General features: G+C 38.9%; 17 protein-coding genes and 1 rRNA gene. 9 read left to right on the top strand and 9 right to left on the bottom strand.

From position 1 onward, the window contains the following. Positions 1-44: 44 nt before the first annotated feature. From napA to napF, 3 genes are read right to left on the bottom strand one after another with little or no spacing between them, the layout of a single operon-like run. Positions 45-2,543: a nitrate reductase catalytic subunit NapA gene (napA, locus tag PTQ27_RS05940; RefSeq protein ID WP_273749701.1), complete on the bottom strand. Its 2,499-nt coding sequence runs from the start codon at positions 2,541-2,543 to the stop codon at positions 45-47. Positions 2,544-2,585: 42 nt separating this feature from the next. Continuing rightward, positions 2,586-2,852, bottom strand: coding sequence for a chaperone NapD (locus PTQ27_RS05935; protein WP_273749700.1), 267 nt, complete (start codon positions 2,850-2,852; stop codon positions 2,586-2,588). A 2-nt stretch (positions 2,853-2,854) separates the two neighbouring features. Continuing rightward, the gene (gene napF / locus PTQ27_RS05930; protein WP_273749699.1) at positions 2,855-3,382 is read right to left on the bottom strand and encodes a ferredoxin-type protein NapF; all 528 of its coding nucleotides are present in this window, start codon (positions 3,380-3,382) and stop codon (positions 2,855-2,857) included. Positions 3,383-3,562: 180 nt separating this feature from the next. On the opposite strand from napF, the gene PTQ27_RS05925 reads away from it, so the two are divergent. Beyond that, the gene (locus tag PTQ27_RS05925; protein ID WP_273749698.1) at positions 3,563-4,138 is read left to right on the top strand and encodes an NAD(P)H-dependent oxidoreductase; all 576 of its coding nucleotides are present in this window, start codon (positions 3,563-3,565) and stop codon (positions 4,136-4,138) included. 82 nt (positions 4,139-4,220) lie between these two features. On the opposite strand, the gene ddc is transcribed toward PTQ27_RS05925, so the two are convergent. From ddc to radC, 5 genes are all read right to left on the bottom strand, one after another. Further along, positions 4,221-5,756 carry an L-2,4-diaminobutyrate decarboxylase gene (gene ddc / locus PTQ27_RS05920; protein WP_273749697.1) on the bottom strand — a complete coding sequence of 512 codons (1,536 nt, stop codon included), beginning with the start codon at positions 5,754-5,756 and terminating at the stop codon, positions 4,221-4,223. Between the two features lie 66 nt (positions 5,757-5,822). Beyond that, positions 5,823-7,187 (bottom strand): diaminobutyrate--2-oxoglutarate transaminase, encoded by a 1,365-nt coding sequence (locus PTQ27_RS05915; protein ID WP_273749696.1) that lies wholly within the window; start codon positions 7,185-7,187, stop codon positions 5,823-5,825. A 318-nt stretch (positions 7,188-7,505) separates the two neighbouring features. Beyond that, positions 7,506-7,676: a 50S ribosomal protein L33 gene (gene rpmG, locus PTQ27_RS05910; RefSeq protein WP_005613503.1), complete on the bottom strand. Its 171-nt coding sequence runs from the start codon at positions 7,674-7,676 to the stop codon at positions 7,506-7,508. 16 nt (positions 7,677-7,692) lie between these two features. Continuing rightward, complete coding sequence (rpmB, locus tag PTQ27_RS05905) at positions 7,693-7,929, bottom strand: 50S ribosomal protein L28 (RefSeq protein ID WP_005599762.1); 237 nt, start codon at positions 7,927-7,929, stop codon at positions 7,693-7,695. 158 nt (positions 7,930-8,087) lie between these two features. Continuing rightward, positions 8,088-8,780: a RadC family protein gene (radC, locus tag PTQ27_RS05900; protein ID WP_273749695.1), complete on the bottom strand. Its 693-nt coding sequence runs from the start codon at positions 8,778-8,780 to the stop codon at positions 8,088-8,090. 160 nt (positions 8,781-8,940) lie between these two features. Here radC and coaBC point away from each other — a divergent pair, with 160 nt between their 5' ends. From coaBC to hflX, 8 genes are all read left to right on the top strand, one after another. Further along, positions 8,941-10,143 carry a bifunctional phosphopantothenoylcysteine decarboxylase/phosphopantothenate--cysteine ligase CoaBC gene (coaBC, locus tag PTQ27_RS05895; protein WP_273749694.1) on the top strand — a complete coding sequence of 401 codons (1,203 nt, stop codon included), beginning with the start codon at positions 8,941-8,943 and terminating at the stop codon, positions 10,141-10,143. 85 nt (positions 10,144-10,228) lie between these two features. Next, on the top strand, positions 10,229-10,684 hold the full coding sequence (dut, locus tag PTQ27_RS05890) for a dUTP diphosphatase (RefSeq protein WP_273749693.1): 456 nt from the start codon (positions 10,229-10,231) through the stop codon (positions 10,682-10,684). A 24-nt stretch (positions 10,685-10,708) separates the two neighbouring features. Continuing rightward, on the top strand, positions 10,709-11,314 hold the full coding sequence (gene slmA, locus PTQ27_RS05885) for a nucleoid occlusion factor SlmA (RefSeq protein ID WP_273749692.1): 606 nt from the start codon (positions 10,709-10,711) through the stop codon (positions 11,312-11,314). A gap of 2 nt (positions 11,315-11,316) precedes the next feature. Next, a complete protein-coding gene (locus tag PTQ27_RS05880) occupies positions 11,317-11,535 on the top strand; it encodes a YheU family protein (RefSeq protein ID WP_273749691.1) in 219 nt (72 codons plus the stop codon). A 68-nt stretch (positions 11,536-11,603) separates the two neighbouring features. Further along, positions 11,604-12,278, top strand: coding sequence for a cAMP-activated global transcriptional regulator CRP (gene crp / locus PTQ27_RS05875; RefSeq protein ID WP_273749690.1), 675 nt, complete (start codon positions 11,604-11,606; stop codon positions 12,276-12,278). Between the two features lie 264 nt (positions 12,279-12,542). Further along, positions 12,543-13,493, top strand: a complete 951-nt coding sequence (gene miaA / locus PTQ27_RS05870; RefSeq protein WP_273749689.1) for a tRNA (adenosine(37)-N6)-dimethylallyltransferase MiaA — start codon at positions 12,543-12,545, stop codon at positions 13,491-13,493. Positions 13,494-13,563: 70 nt separating this feature from the next. Next, positions 13,564-13,845 carry an RNA chaperone Hfq gene (gene hfq / locus PTQ27_RS05865; RefSeq protein WP_273749688.1) on the top strand — a complete coding sequence of 94 codons (282 nt, stop codon included), beginning with the start codon at positions 13,564-13,566 and terminating at the stop codon, positions 13,843-13,845. Positions 13,846-13,861: 16 nt separating this feature from the next. After that, the gene (gene hflX, locus PTQ27_RS05860; RefSeq protein ID WP_273749687.1) at positions 13,862-15,262 is read left to right on the top strand and encodes a ribosome rescue GTPase HflX; all 1,401 of its coding nucleotides are present in this window, start codon (positions 13,862-13,864) and stop codon (positions 15,260-15,262) included. Between the two features lie 254 nt (positions 15,263-15,516). Here the strand turns inward: hflX and rrf are convergent. After that, positions 15,517-15,613 (bottom strand): 5S ribosomal RNA (gene rrf / locus PTQ27_RS11565); the annotation flags it as partial.

Raw genomic sequence — 15,613 nt, 5'->3', positions numbered from 1 at the left:
AGTATGGTTTAGGTGGACGTATAACGCACGTCCAAACTATTTAATTAGGCTTTTACCACTTTAACCGCACATTTTTTGAAGTCGGTTTCAAATGAAATAGGGTCTGTTGCATCAAGCGTGACTTTATTGATTAACTGACCGGCATCAAAGAAGGTTGAATAAATTAAACCTTCTGGGCATTTGTTACGACCACGTGTATCTAAGTTAGACACATATTCCCCACGACGAGAAATTACTTTTACTTTATCACCGTGACGTAAACCACGTTTTTTCGCATCTGTCGGGTGCATCCAAACTAAGTTAGTCGGGAATGCTTTATGTAATTCTGGTACACGACGAGTCATAGTACCTGTATGCCAATGCTCAAGTACACGGCCTGTACAGAACCATAAATCGTACTCTTCATCTGGTGCTTCTGCAGGTGCTTCATAAGGTACACCTAAGATAATCGCTTTCTTATCTGCATTACCATAGAATGAGAAACCTTCGCCTTCTTTAACATATGGGTCGTATCCTTCACGGTAACGCCATAATGTTTCTTTGTACTCGCCTGTTTTCTCATCTTTCACTACTGGCCAACGTAAACCACGTAATTTATGATAAGTATCGAAATCCGCTAAATCGTGACCGTGACCACGACCAAACTCAGCATACTCTTCAAATAAACCTTTTTGAATGTAGTAACCAAAGTGATCCGCTTCATCATTCATATAACCAGGGATATTTGTTGGTACTTCATAGCTATCTACAACACCATTACGGTAAAGGATTTCATATAATGTTTTACCACGCAATTCCGGTGCTTTCGCTAATAATTCTTCAGGCCATACTTCTTCTACTTTGAAGTATTTAGAGAATTCAACTAACTGCCACGTATCTGAACGAGCATTAGCAGGCCCTTTTACTTGCTGACGCCAGAATTGGGTACGACGCTCTGCATTACCATAAGCACCTTCTTTTTCTACCCACATACAAGTAGGAAGAATTAAGTCAGCTGCAACCGCAGATACTGATGGATATGGATCTGATACCACAATAAAGTTTTCAGGATTACGCCAACCTGGGAAAATTTCCTCATTGATATTTGGACCACCCTGCATATTGTTGGTACACATCTGCCATAAGAAATTAAGTTTGCCATCTTTTAAGGCACGGCTTTGTGCTACAGCGTGGAATCCTGGTACATCAGGAATTGTACCTGCTGGTAATTTCCAAGATTTCTCAACGATTTCACGGTGTTTAGGGTTAGTTACCACCATATCTGCTGGTAAACGGTGAATGAAGGTACCAACTTCACGAGCCGTACCACAAGCAGATGGCTGACCAGTTAATGAGAATGGACCACATCCTTCAGTAGAAATCTTACCTGTTAATAAATGCACGTTGTACATCATATGGTTTACCCACACACCACGAGTATGTTGGTTAAAGCCCATTGTCCAGAAAGAAACTAATTTTTGGTTAGGATCTGCATACATTTTCGCTAATGTTTCAAGCTGATCTTTCGGCACACCAGAAATACGGTGAGCTTCTTCTAATGTATAAGGTGCAACGATTTTCTTAAATTCTTCGAAATCGCTGTCATACATTTTGCCTGCAGTTTTGGCATTCGTGTTTTGTTGTAATTTGTGCTCTGGACGTAAACCGTAACCAATGTTGGTTTCACCACGTTTAAATTTAGTGTGTTTGTTTACGAAATCCCAGTTTACTTTATCGTTTTGGATAATGTAGTTTGCAATATAGTTAAGGATTGCTAAATCTGAATGCGGTTTGAAGATAATTGGAGTATCTGCTAATTCAAACGAACGGTGTTCATAAGTGGACATCACCACAACACGCACATTGTTGTTTGATAAACGGCGATCAGAAATACGAGACCATAAAATTGGGTGCATTTCTGCCATATTTGAACCCCAAAGCACAAACGCATCGGTCTTTTCGATATCGTTATAGCACCCCATCGGCTCGTCCATACCAAAGGTACGCATAAAGGCAACCGCTGCTGATGCCATACAGTGACGAGCGTTCGGATCGATAGTATTAGAACGTAAACCACCTTTCCAAAGTTTTACTTTCGCATAACCTTCAAAAATGGTTGTTTGACCTGACGAGAACATCCCCACAGCATTTGGGCCTTTCTCTTTAATGATGGCTTTGATTTTGTCAGACATAATGGTAAATGCTTGATCCCAAGAAATTGGTGTAAAATCACCATTCTTGTCAAATTTACCGTCTTTCATACGAAGCATTGGCTCTTGCATACGGTCTGCACCGTACATCATTTTAGAAAGGAAATAACCTTTAATACAGTTTAAACCACGGTTTACTTCTGCATCTGGATCCCCTTGGGTTGCGACTACACGTCCGTCTTTTGTACCAACCAGTACGCTACAACCCGTACCACAATAACGACACGGTGCTTTATCCCAACGAATGCCCGTATCATCTGCTTGAACGTTTTTTACAGGAATCATAATGCCTGCTGCCGCTGCTGCTGCAACGGCTGCGTTCGCTTTCATAAAATCTCTACGATTGAGTTCCATAATATAGTCCCACGTTTGACTTCAAAAATAATAAATAATCAACTATTGTTCATCGATATAGTTAGAAATTAAAGAGACAACAATAACACCTTTAATATCTTTAACCTCATCAATACGATCGGAAAGTGCTAAATGCACATCACTTTCTAGCGTTACTACTAGCTTGCCTTCATCTGCTTTCTCACCGTGAATTTCTGCGTGAGGAATTTTCAGAATATCAGCTTTTACCTCTTCCAATTTTTCTGGTTTAGCTTGCACAACTAAGCTACATACATACCAGTTTTCGTTTTCAGATAATTTTTCACTCATCTTTAATTTGCTTGTTGAATTTTAATTGCACTTGTCGGGCAAACGCTCAAACAAGCCCCACAGCCATTACAGCTTTCTAAATTTAATGTCATTTCGACAATACCACCCAAACTTGGGCGAAAACGTATCACTCTCATCTCGCAGCTATCGCCACAACTTCGACATTCCGTGCCTTGTTGGAGTAAGCAAGTTGCTTGAACCTCAATTTTGTGTTCCCACGCATTTTCAGTTACATCACGAAAAACATCGGCTTCACAGGATTGCACACACTTTTCACAAAATATGCACTCGCCACAGCTAAAATCAACTTCAGGATAACCGCCAGCCCCTTTAATGAGAATATTTGTCTCACAAGCATTAATACAGTTATCGCAAGCGGTGCATTTTTCTAAAAAATTTGCTAAATTAGCCCATGGCGGACGAATTGCTTCATATCCTTGTTGGCTAACTTTTTTACTTTTTAGCGAGTCTAAAAATTGTCCTTTCAAAAAGCTACGCCGAGGAAGTGATTGCTCAGGTAAATTGCTCAAGAAAACACCGTTTTTAATACAATAATCATTATATCCATTATCTAATGTTCACTTAGTATCGTTCATTACTCAAACGGGGTATTTCAGCATTAATCTGCCAAAACATTGATTTTCATCAAAGAAAGTTTTGTTAAAATCTTCTATTAGTTATATACAACAATATATAAAGGTGTTAAATAAATGAACCACCTCATTATCTATGCTCATCCCAATCCAAACAGTTTTAATCACGCTATTTTAGAAAAAACCAGCTCGACTTCTGCAGGCCATAATGTAATTATCCGAGATCTCTACAAACTTCATTTCAACCCCACATTACATTGGCAAGAATTTCAACAAAGCCTTTCGCAACAATATGCGGAAGATGTAAAAATAGAACATCAATATTGGCAAAATGCTGACGTGATCACGCTTATTTATCCACTCTGGTGGATGGGGTTTCCTGCTATTTTAAAAGGCTACTTAGACCGAGTATTAAGCTATGATTTTGCTTACACCAATGGCGAAATAGAAAGTATCGGATTGCTAAAGGGTAAAAAAATGCAACAATTTGTTACCTTAGGCAATGCTAATGAAAAATATGAAGAGAAAGGCTTTTTGAGTGCTTTTGAGCACACTTTAGGAAAGGAGTTATTTGAATTTTGTGGCATCAAAGATGTAAAAATGCACTATTTCGGTAATGTAGGGTTAAAAGAGACCGATTACGCTGCTATTTTGCAAGAAGTTGAAGAATCTTGCCAAGAACTGTTGCAATAAAATGTAAAAAATTAACCGCTTGCAATCTTATTTCTGAGGTTACAAGCGGTTAAAATTAAGCAATTTTTTGCAAAGAAAAAAATTAGTCAATCGGTGGAACGTAAGTACCGTTTGCGATCGAATCTTTAATACGCTCTGCCTCAGCTAACACTTTCCCTAGTAAAGCTTTTACATTTTCAAGGGTAGCAATTGGGCTTAACGTTGTCATTTTAAGTGATTGGTTTTCACCTACTTTCGTCACGCCGATATTTGCCTCACCTCGTGCAAATAACTCATCTGCCACATTTTGGTTTAACGTATCAACTAATTCAGCTGGGTAGCCTTTTGGCACAACACGGAATAACACTGATGCAAACTGAGCAGGCACTAACATTTCTAAACCCTCTGTTTCCGTAATGTAAGCTTCCACTTCTTTAGATAAATACACACCGTGGTCGATCATTGACGCATATAGTTCTTCGCCTAATGCCTCAACAGTAAACCATAATTTTAAGGCATCAAAACGGCGAGTTGTTTGTAGCGATTTAGACACTAAATTCGGCACACCGTGTTCTTCATCATATTCAGAATTGAGGTAATCTGCTTTGTAATCAATAAAGCGGTAATTTGCTTCATCTTTTAACAAGAATGCCCCGCACGAAATAGATTGGAAGAAATGTTTGTGGAAATCAAGCGTGATCGAATCCGTTAATTCAATGCCATCTAAGAAATAACGGAAATCTTTTGAAAGCAATAACGCTCCGCCCCAAGCTGCATCTACGTGTAACCACGCTTGATGTTGATCTGCTAATTGGCGAATAGCTTTTAAATCATCAATCGCACCGGCATCTGTTGTGCCTGCAGTTGCAACGATACAAGCGACAATTTTACCTTCTGCTTTTAACTGCTCTAAGGTTTTTGCTAGGGCATCAATATCCATTTGTGCATTCGCATTTGAAGGCACAGTAACTACTGATTGGAATCCCATTCCCATCATTGCCATATTTTTCTGCACAGAGAAGTGAGCATTTTCCGAACAAACCACTTTCACTTTCTTCATTGCATCGGCGGGAATACCGTCAGCTTGTACCGACCACTCTGAACCGTCTTCATTTTTCCAGTTATTGGCAATCGCCCAATCACGAGCTAACAGCACACCCATTAAGTTAGACTGCGTACCGCCAGAAGTGAAAACACCTGAGGTGCCTGTTCCATAGCCCACTTTTTGACGTAACCAGTCAATTAAATGCTCTTCCATAATAGACCCTGCCGGGCTTTGATCCCAAGAGTCCATAGATTGGTTAGTCGCATTAATTAACACTTCTGCAATTTGGCTCGTTACCATTGTTGGGCAATGTAAGTGTGCTAATGAATGTGGATGATGCACTTTTAAGCTAGGATTTAAGAAAATATCCACCAAATGCTCAAGGGATTTTTTTACCCCTACACCTTCTTGAGTTGGGTTGAAACCGTTGATTTTGGCACTTAATTCTTTAATCGAACCGCCCGTGTACATTTTCTCATTTTTTAACCAGCTAGACACCGCTTTTACAGCATCATTCATTGCTGATTCATAATCTGCAATAGAAGCAGGATCGCTACAAAATAGAGATTGTCTATGTTTTGAAATATCTGTCATCTTTATGTTCCATTTACAAGCGGTCAAATTTTGCAAAAAATTTACCAAATTTACCCGCTTGTTTAATTAACCACGAACGGCTTTTACTGCTTCTGCTACAGATTGTTTGAAACGTTTAATAAACTCTTCACATTCTGCTTGGGTAATATTTACGGCACAAAGCACACGCACTACATTACCGCCACGCCCGCCACGTTCTAACAATAATTTATTTTTAAAGCAGTATTTTTGAATAGCAACCGCTAATTCGCCATCACCTGGGTAAGCTCCTGTTGAATCTTGTGCTTTACGCTCATCGACAATATCAATCCCCATCATCAAGCCTTTACCACGCACATTACCAATGCAAGGGAATTCTTGGCTTAACTCACGTAATGCTTGTGTTAAATATTCCCCACGAGCTTGTGCATTTTGTGCCAGATTCTCTTCACGCATAATTTTCAGTGAAACATAACCTGTTGCCATTGCTAACTGATTTCCACGGAATGTTCCCGTATGCCCTGCCGGTTGCCACGCATCAAATTCTTTTTTGATAGCAAGAACAGCTAATGGAAGACTACCGCCGATAGCTTTAGACATTACCACGATATCCGGTTGGATATCTGCGTGTTCAAAAGCAAACATCTTACCTGAACGGCAGAAACCAGCTTGCACTTCATCTACAATCATTAAAATGCCGTGTTTTTGTGTAACTTCACGCACTTTTTTCAAGAAACTAATTGGTGCTGGCACTACACCGCCTTCACCTTGAATTGCTTCAAGAATCACGGCAGCAGGTTTTACGACACCACTTTCTACATCTTCAATAAAGTTTTCAAAATAATTTTCGACTGCTTTTGCACCCGCTTCGCCACCAATGCCAAATGGGCAACGATATTCGTGTGGGTAAGGCATAAATTGCACACCCGGCATTAAGCCTTGCACGGCATTTTTAGCACTTAAATTACCTGTTAATGATAATGCACCGTGCGTCATTCCGTGGAAACCACCTGAAAACGCAATCACATTACCTCTACCAGTATAAGTTTTGGCTAGTTTGATAGCGGCTTCATTTGCATCTGCGCCTGAAGGGCCCGTGAATTGTAGAACATATTGATCTTTCGGGAAGAAAGAAAGTAATTCTTCAGTGAAAGCATCTTTTAATGGAGTGGTAATATCTAAAGAGTGTAATGGTAAACCACTCTCTAATACATCTTTAATAGCTTGCATTAATTGAGGATGGTTATGACCTAATGCAAGGGTTCCTGCGCCCGCTAAAAAGTCTAGGTATTCATTACCTTCAACATCCGTTACCCAAACGCCTTGTGCTTTTTGGTAAGCAATTGGTAGTTTACGAGGATAACTACGCACATTGGATTCCATTGCATCTTGGCGATCTAAAAAGTATTGGTTTGAAGCGAGAACTGCTTGAACAGGAGTTTTGATTGTCATGTTAAATAAACCTTCTAAAAGAGGTGAAAAAAATAAGTCGGGTGCCTTGCGGGAAGCCTGAGCTTTCTGTCCCTAAAAGAACAGATGCCATGGGGCATTTGACTCGCTACTTATTAAAAAAAGCGTTTCAGCTTTTTTGTTTTTACCCTATATGTCCCGAAGAAATGAAGTTGGGATAGGTTGGAAACAGCTTACTTAAATGTAGGGTTACATTTAAGGGGCTGTATCATACTCTTTTCTGCTGAAAAGGGAAGTTTTTTTGGATAAAAATAAAAAAACCCGACCATAAAGTCGGGTTCTTCAAATTTTAAAGCAAAATTATTTGATTTTTGCTTCTTTGTAGATAACGTGTTTACGCACAACTGGATCAAATTTTTTGATTTCCATTTTTTCTGGCATATTACGTTTGTTTTTGTCTGTTGTGTAGAAATGACCTGTTTCTGCAGTAGAAACTAAACGGATTTTCTCACGAGCACCTTTAGCTGCCATCTTTTAGCTCCTTAGATTAGATTTTTTCGCCACGAGCACGGATTTCAGCTAATACTGCATCAATGCCTTTTTTATCAATAATACGCATACCTTTCGCTGTTAAGCGTAAAGTAACGAAACGGTTTTCACTCTCAACCCAGAAACGGTGAGTGTGTAAGTTAGGTAAAAAACGACGACGAGTCGCATTTAATGCGTGTGAGCGGTTGTTACCAACTGCTGGACGCTTGCCTGTTACTTGGCAAACTCTTGACATTTTAATTCTCCAATATGACTTAAGCTTAAGCTTGATGGTTTGGGTTTATCAGGGTTTTCACCTTCTGACTACCTCGTCAGGTAACACCCATCCCACGATTATGTTTTAAAGACTGCCGATTATACTGATTTTGTTCGCCCCATTCAAGTTATTATTTGTTAATTATTTATCTCTAGTTTTTCTTCTTCAAAGGAGAAATAATCGCCTTTACCTACAATAATATGATCAACAAAGCGGATATCAACCAATTCACACGCCATTTCAATCTTTTTTGTTAAACTTCTATCCGATTCGCTCGGTAAACAAGAACCAGATGGGTGATTATGGGCAACAATAATCGCCGCAGCATTATATTTCAATGCTTGTTTAATTATTTCTCTCGGGTGAACAGCCGTTTGATTTATCGTGCCGAAAAACATTTTTTCCTTATAAATTAAGCGATTTTGATTATCTAAAAACAGCACCATAAAAACTTCTCGCTCTTCTTCCTCTAACTCCGTTTGAAAATACATAATTGCCATATAAGGGGCTTGAATCATCTCACTAAATGCCATTTGTTGCGATAAATAGCGTTTTGTCATCTCTTTTGATGCTTGTAATTGAATATATTTGGTTCTCCCTAAACCGTAAATTTTGCAAAATTCATCAATATTGGCATTGAGTAATTGGCGTAATGACCCAAAAACCATTAATACACTTTCTGCAAGCGTTAAAACAGGCACATCTTTTGTTCCTGTACGTAAAAAAATGGCTAATAGTTCGGCATCAGTTAATGCAGCGGCTCCGTGAGTTAATAATTTTTCTCTCGGCATTAAAACTGGTTTATCTAAATCTTCATTCAATTCGTTCATTTTTTCCTCCGTTGGCTAAATCAGCATAGAAGAGCTAAACGTCGAATACAAAAGGTTTTATTTTGTTTTTCGAGAGAGATCGCAAAAATAGTAAGGTTGTGAGCAACCGCTTATTCAGATAAAATAAAAGACAATTACCTAGCCTTACAAGGAAATTAGGATGCTACAAAATAAAAAAATCTTAGTCGGAATCACAGGCGGTATTGCTGCTTATAAAACGATTGAGTTTATCCGCCATCTTAAAAAAGCCAATGCAGAAGTGCGTGTTGTATTAACACCCGCTGCGGAAGCCTTTGTTACCCCTTTAACATTGCAAGCCATTTCTGGCAATGCCGTTTCTCACTCACTATTAGATCCACAAGCTGAACTGGCTATGGGGCATATTGAATTAGCGAAATGGGCTGATTTGGTGGTTATTGCTCCGGCCTCTGCGGACTTTATCGCACGCTTGCGAGTGGGAATGGGTAATGATTTACTTTCAACACTCTGTTTAGCAACAGCTAGCCCAATAATGCTTGCCCCTGCAATGAATCAACAAATGTATAAACAAGCAGTAGTGCAAGAAAATTTAGCTGTTTTAACCGATCGTCGAATAAAACTTGTTGGCCCGAATGCAGGTTTTCAAGCTTGCGGCGATGTGGGCGAAGGCAGAATGTCTGAGCCTGCTGAAATCTATCAAGCCGTACTTGAGCATTTCACCCAACAACAAGATTTACAAGCTTTAACTGTTACCATTACCGCAGGCCCAACCCGTGAGGCGATTGACCCAGTGCGTTATATCAGCAACCATAGTTCTGGCAAAATGGGATTTTCTATCGCAAAGGCCTTTGCAGAACGAGGTGCAAAGGTAACGCTTATCAGCGGCCCTGTAAATTTACCTACGCCCAATAATGTAGAAAGAGTCAATGTGGAATCAGCAGTTGAAATGGAACAACAAGCGGTCAAATTTGCACAACATTCTGCAATTTTTATCGGCTGTGCGGCAGTGGCAGATTACCGAATGGCAGAAGTTTCTGATCAAAAAATCAAGAAAACCGCTGACAATGATGAATTGACACTCAAATTAGTCAAAAACCCCGATATTATTGCCAATGTCGCTAATCTTTCTCAAAACCGCCCCTTTGTTGTGGGATTTGCTGCAGAAACGCAAAATGTGGCGGAATATGCCAAATCGAAACTACAATGCAAAAATTTGGATATGATTTGTGCCAATGATGTATCCGGCGGACAGGTATTCGGTCAGGATCAAAATGCATTACATCTCTTTTGGCAAAATGGCGAGAAAAAACTACCGCTTGCAGATAAAAACAAACTAGCAGAAAGTTTGGTTCAAGAAATCGTGGCTCGTTTTCAAGCAAAGTAAGATGAACCTTAATTGCAAAAAATGAAATAAAAACAACCGCTTGCAAGCGGTTGAAAAATGTAAAAATTTTACAAAAGGAAAAATAATGAAACAAATTGATTTAAAAATTTTAGATAGTCGTATCGGTAGTGAATTCCCTTTGCCAGCTTATGCAACCGAAGGTTCAGCAGGTTTAGATTTGCGTGCGTTGATTAACGAACCTTTAACAGTAAAAGCAGGACAAACTGTTTTGATTCCAACCGGAATTTCCATTTATATTGCCGATCCAAATTTAGCTGCCGTGATTTTACCACGTTCAGGCTTAGGACATAAAAATGGAATAGTATTAGGCAACTTAGTGGGCTTAATTGATAGCGACTACCAAGGACCATTAATGGTTTCACTTTGGAACCGTAGCAATGAGGACTTCACCGTAAACATTGGCGACCGCATTGCCCAACTTGTCTTTGTGCCAGTGGTACAAGCGAGCTTTAATATCGTGCGGGATTTTGAGCAAACCGAACGTGGTGAAGGCGGTTTCGGACATTCAGGTAAGCAATAATTTAAGCTATTATCAGGAAAATCAATGACAGAACCTAAAATAAAAATGCCGAAAAAATCCGTTATGGAACGCCAACAACAAGTATTAGAGGTGTTAATCGGATTACTTAATTCAGAAAACGGTATGCAACGTATTACCACTGAACGTCTAGCGGCTGCAGTTGGTGTTTCGGAGGGGGCTTTATATCGCTACTTTCCTAGCAAAACCAAAATGTTTGAGGCATTAATTGAGAAAATTGAGCAAACGCTTACTAGCTATATTCACGCAAATAAACGGCAAGATAGTAGTGCAAACTCAGTACGAGCGATTCTTTATACTATTTTAGAATTTTCTCGAAAAAACCCAGGAGTAACAAGAATCTTAACAGGGCACGCTTTAATGTTTGAAGACGATCTGCTTAAAGTCCGTGTAGCAAAATTCTTTGATAATTTAGAATTACAATTTGCTAATATTTTGCAATTAAGTAAGTTGCGAGAGCGAAAAACCTTTGAAGATGAACGTGCTTTGGCCGGTTATTTAGTGAACTTCTGCGAAGGGCAATTCTTACGCTTAGTTCGTTCAAACTTTAGCTACAATCAACATCAACATTTTGAAAAGCAATGGGCTTTTATTAAACCTCTATTTGAATAATTATGATAATACCTTGGCAAGAATTGGAAGAATCCACTTTAAATAATATTTTGGATTCTTTTATTTTACGAGAAGGCACCGACTACGGCGAAAAAGAGCTTTCTCTTGAAGAAAAAAGAGAACGCTTGCTAGCACAGCTAAAGGCTGATAAAGTGGTAATCGTTTGGTCTGAATTACACGAAAGTCTTGATATTAAAAAGAAAAAATCTTTCTTAGGTTAAAGATTAATTTCGTGCTAGAATTTTGGGAACTTAATTTAACCTAACCATAAATGATTATAGGATATATTATGCAAGATATGACTCTTTCAACTGCTCCGCTTGAGAATGTGACACCGCCTCCTTCAATTCACGATCCTGCGGTTGAGTGGTTTTTGACACATTGCCATATCCATCGCTATCCAGCAAAATATACTTTAATTCACGCTGGTGAAGATGCTCAATCACTTTTTTACATTGTTAACGGTTCAGTTTCAGTCTATATCAAAGATGATGAAACCAAAGAAATGCTACTCACAAATCTAGGTACCGGTGAGTTTGTTGGTGAACTCAGTTTATTTGAAGAAAAATTGCAACAACGTACAGCTTTTGTTCGTACAAAAGGCCCTTGTGAAATTGCTGAAATTTCCTATAAAAAATTTAAACAGTTGGTGCATTTAAATCCTGATATTTTGATGTATTTATCTGCTCAAATGGCTCGTCGCCTACGTCAGACTTCTCGCCAAGTTGGTAATCTTGCATTCTTAGATGTTGCAGGTCGCATTGCCCAAACATTACTTAATTTAGCCAAAATGCCTGATGCAATGACACATCCACAAGGAATGCAGATCAAAATCACTCGTCAAGAAATTGGGCAAATGGTTGGCTGCTCTCGTGAAACTGTGGGTAGAATTTTGAAGATGTTGGAAGATGAAGGGCTAATTTCTGCACACGGCAAAACTATTGTTGTTTTTGGTGCTAGGTAATTTCTATCCTATAGAATCTATTTTAAAAACAGATGATAGAATTACTTATCAATTCTGCTTACTATGCTAAAAATATAAAAAGCCGTTTATCCTTTATTGATAAACGGTTTGTTTTTTCTAGCATAATAGACGAAATAATTAGCTGAATTTACAATTTAAGAAAAAATTAATACTGCAGGAATACAACGTTTAATTACTGAATTAGCTTAATCTAACTTTGGGGTTAGATTACTATTCATCTTTTTTAACAGATAATAATTAAAAATGAAAAAACCACTCGCCATTTTTTTAATGGGCCCGACAGCGTCGGGGAAAACAGATTTAGCAATTGCATTACGCCAGCAACTTCCTGTGGAAGTGATAAGTGTCGATTCTGCCTTGATTTATAAGGGAATGGACATCGGTACTGCAAAGCCGAGCAAGGAAGAACTTGCTTTAGCCCCTCATCGTTTAATTGATATTTTAGATCCTTCAGAAAGCTATTCAGCAATGAACTTCCACGCAGATGCTTTGCGTGAAATGGCGGATATTACTGCACAAGGCAAAATTCCGCTATTAGTTGGTGGAACTATGCTTTATTACAAAGCCTTATTGGAAGGGCTTTCACCATTGCCTTCTGCGGATCCTGAAATTCGCTCGAAGATTGAAATGAAAGCCGAGCAAATGGGTTGGGCGGAACTGCATAAAGAATTAGTTCAGATTGATCCTATTGCAGGGGCTAGAATCAACCCAAATGATAGTCAGAGGATTAACCGTGCCTTGGAAGTGTTTTATATTACGGGTAAAACAATGACAGAATTAACTGCACAGCAAGGAGAGGCTTTACCTTATGATATTCTCCAATTTGCCATTGCACCACAAGACCGTGCAGTGTTACACCAACGCATTGAACAACGTTTTCACAAAATGATTGATTTAGGCTTTGAAGATGAGGTCAAGCGGTTATTTTTACGTGGCGATTTGCATATCAATCTACCCTCAATTCGTTGCGTAGGCTATCGCCAAATGTGGGAATATCTACAAGGCGATATTTCAGTGGACGAGGCAATTTTTAAAGGCATTTGTGCAACCAGACAGTTAGCGAAACGACAAATTACTTGGCTTCGTAGCTGGCAAGGTAAGCTAACTTGGTTGGATAGTTTAGATCCGACCAGCTCAAAAACAAAAATGATTGAAAAGATCGATCATTATTTGAATAATTATGATAATATCTAAATGCCTTTGGCACTTATAGAATAATTTACTGTCCTATTAAACAGTACACAACAATAAAAAGGAAAACAAAATGGCAAAAGGTCAATCTCTACAAGATCCATATTTGAATGCACTTCGTCGTGAGCGTATTCCTGTTTCAATTTATTTAGTTAACGGCATTAAATTACAAGGTCAAATTGAGTCTTTTGATCAATTTGTAATTTTATTAAAAAACACTGTGAGCCAAATGGTGTATAAACACGCTATTTCAACGGTTGTCCCTGCTCGTGCACTGTCGCATAACAATAATAACAACCAACAAGCTCAGCAGCCCCAGCCTGCCACTGAAACACCTGCTGAACAAGCAGAATAATTGAATTATTAACAATATGTTAAATAAATCATTGCCAAACTCAGAAGAACATTCTGCGTTTGGCTTTGCTTTATCTGAAGAAAGCGAAATTTTAGCCGAGAGACCTTCAGAAATAGCAAATCCAATCGCAGCGGATAAAGACAAAGCTATTCTTGTCCACCTTTATCTTGCCCAACGTAAAGATGTTGAGAATCTACTCGAATTTAAAGCTCTTGCTGAATCTGCAGGTGTAGAAGTGCTTGCAACGCTGACTACTTCTCGTCAAAGCCCGCATATTAAATATTATGTCGGGCAAGGCAAAGCTGAAGAAATTGCTGAAGCCGTTGAAAATCTTGGTGCGACTGTTGTGCTGGTTAATCATCAACTTAGCCCTGCTCAAGCCCGTAATTTGCAATCATTATGCGGTTGCCGAGTGGTGGATAGAACAGGACTAATTTTGGATATTTTTGCACAACGGGCACGTTCTCACGAAGGAAAACTGCAAGTAGAACTGGCACAGCTTCGCCATCTCTCAACCCGTCTTGTTCGCCGAGTAGCAAATCAAGATCAACAAAAAGGTGGTGCTGTCGGCTTACGAGGCCCAGGCGAAACACAATTAGAAACGGATCGCCGTTTAATCAAAGTACGAATTCAACAGTTGTTAAATCGCTTAGAAAAAGTGAATAAACAACGCAATCAAAATCGTAAAACACGACAAAAGGCGGATATTCCAACCATTTCCTTAGTTGGATATACCAATGCCGGTAAATCTACACTATTTAATTCAATTACCCAAGCCGATGTTTATGCAGCTGATCAACTCTTTGCTACCCTTGACCCGACGCTTCGACGTATTCAAATACGAGATGTTGGCACGGCTATTTTAGCCGATACGGTTGGTTTTATACGATTTTTACCTCACGATTTAGTCTCAGCATTTAAATCAACTTTACAAGAAACTACGGAAGCAACATTGTTACTACACGTCATCGATGCCGCAGATGAGCGTAAAAATGAAAATATTGATGCAGTAAATCAAGTACTTGATGAAATCGATGCGTTAGATATTCCAACATTACTTGTGTTTAATAAAACAGATAAACTTGAGGGGGTTGAACCCCATATTGAACGTAATGAGGACGGCACACCGATTGCAGTCTATTTATCTGCCCAAAAAAACCTTGGTATTGAGCTTTTGTTCCAAGCAATTCAGGAAAGATTGCGAAGCAACTTAGTGTGCAAAACCATACTACTTCCTGTGACTGCAGGAGCAATTTATACTCAATTCAAATCCGAAGATTGTATTAAAACAGAACATTTTAACGAATTTGGTGAAAGGATTGTACAAATTGAAGTGAATGAAGTCCAATGGCAAAAATGGTTAAAACAATATCCAGAGCTTACTGAATATATTGAATTCGCTAAATGGGATGTTTAATTCTAAAAAATCAATAAATCTCTTCTGATATAGCAGTAAATGCTAATAAATCTGTTAGGTGGGTTAAAAATTTATTAACCCACTTTTGCTAATCATCATCTACCTACTATATTCTTTTTCCTGTATGAACTTATGCCACAAAAGGCATATGAAATGCAAAAAAACCAACTATTTTGTCCTATATGCCTTTTTCTATTCCTCTTACGCTACAAAAAACAAAACCCCAAGCATCTCTACTCAGGGTCCATTATTCAATCTGGCGATGTCCTACTCTCACATAGCGAAACACTACACTACCATCGGCGTTACTGCGTTTTACTTCTGAGTTCGGTATGGAGTCAGGTAGCACCA

It is taken from the genome of Mannheimia cairinae, from assembly GCF_028649535.1.
GTDB classification, from domain to species: Bacteria; Pseudomonadota; Gammaproteobacteria; order Enterobacterales; family Pasteurellaceae; genus Mannheimia; species Mannheimia cairinae.
Note: the sequence above shows the minus strand (reverse complement) of the source record. Positions and strands in the feature narration are given on the sequence as shown.

What these genes read in the sequence shown, in the direction of transcription:
- napA (WP_273749701.1), bottom strand. Translation starts at nt 2,543, where the DNA reads ATGGAACTCAATCGTAGAGATTTTATGAAAGCGAACGCAGCCGTTGCA.
- PTQ27_RS05935 (WP_273749700.1), bottom strand. Translation starts at nt 2,852, where the DNA reads ATGAGTGAAAAATTATCTGAAAACGAAAACTGGTATGTATGTAGCTTA.
- PTQ27_RS05925 (WP_273749698.1), top strand. Translation starts at nt 3,563, where the DNA reads ATGAACCACCTCATTATCTATGCTCATCCCAATCCAAACAGTTTTAAT.
- ddc (WP_273749697.1), bottom strand. Translation starts at nt 5,756, where the DNA reads ATGACAGATATTTCAAAACATAGACAATCTCTATTTTGTAGCGATCCT.
- PTQ27_RS05915 (WP_273749696.1), bottom strand. Translation starts at nt 7,187, where the DNA reads ATGACAATCAAAACTCCTGTTCAAGCAGTTCTCGCTTCAAACCAATAC.
- rpmG (WP_005613503.1), bottom strand. Translation starts at nt 7,676, where the DNA reads ATGGCAGCTAAAGGTGCTCGTGAGAAAATCCGTTTAGTTTCTACTGCA.
- rpmB (WP_005599762.1), bottom strand. Translation starts at nt 7,929, where the DNA reads ATGTCAAGAGTTTGCCAAGTAACAGGCAAGCGTCCAGCAGTTGGTAAC.
- radC (WP_273749695.1), bottom strand. Translation starts at nt 8,780, where the DNA reads ATGAACGAATTGAATGAAGATTTAGATAAACCAGTTTTAATGCCGAGA.
- coaBC (WP_273749694.1), top strand. Translation starts at nt 8,941, where the DNA reads ATGCTACAAAATAAAAAAATCTTAGTCGGAATCACAGGCGGTATTGCT.
- dut (WP_273749693.1), top strand. Translation starts at nt 10,229, where the DNA reads ATGAAACAAATTGATTTAAAAATTTTAGATAGTCGTATCGGTAGTGAA.
- slmA (WP_273749692.1), top strand. Translation starts at nt 10,709, where the DNA reads ATGACAGAACCTAAAATAAAAATGCCGAAAAAATCCGTTATGGAACGC.
- PTQ27_RS05880 (WP_273749691.1), top strand. Translation starts at nt 11,317, where the DNA reads ATGATAATACCTTGGCAAGAATTGGAAGAATCCACTTTAAATAATATT.
- crp (WP_273749690.1), top strand. Translation starts at nt 11,604, where the DNA reads ATGCAAGATATGACTCTTTCAACTGCTCCGCTTGAGAATGTGACACCG.
- miaA (WP_273749689.1), top strand. Translation starts at nt 12,543, where the DNA reads ATGAAAAAACCACTCGCCATTTTTTTAATGGGCCCGACAGCGTCGGGG.
- hfq (WP_273749688.1), top strand. Translation starts at nt 13,564, where the DNA reads ATGGCAAAAGGTCAATCTCTACAAGATCCATATTTGAATGCACTTCGT.
- hflX (WP_273749687.1), top strand. Translation starts at nt 13,862, where the DNA reads ATGTTAAATAAATCATTGCCAAACTCAGAAGAACATTCTGCGTTTGGC.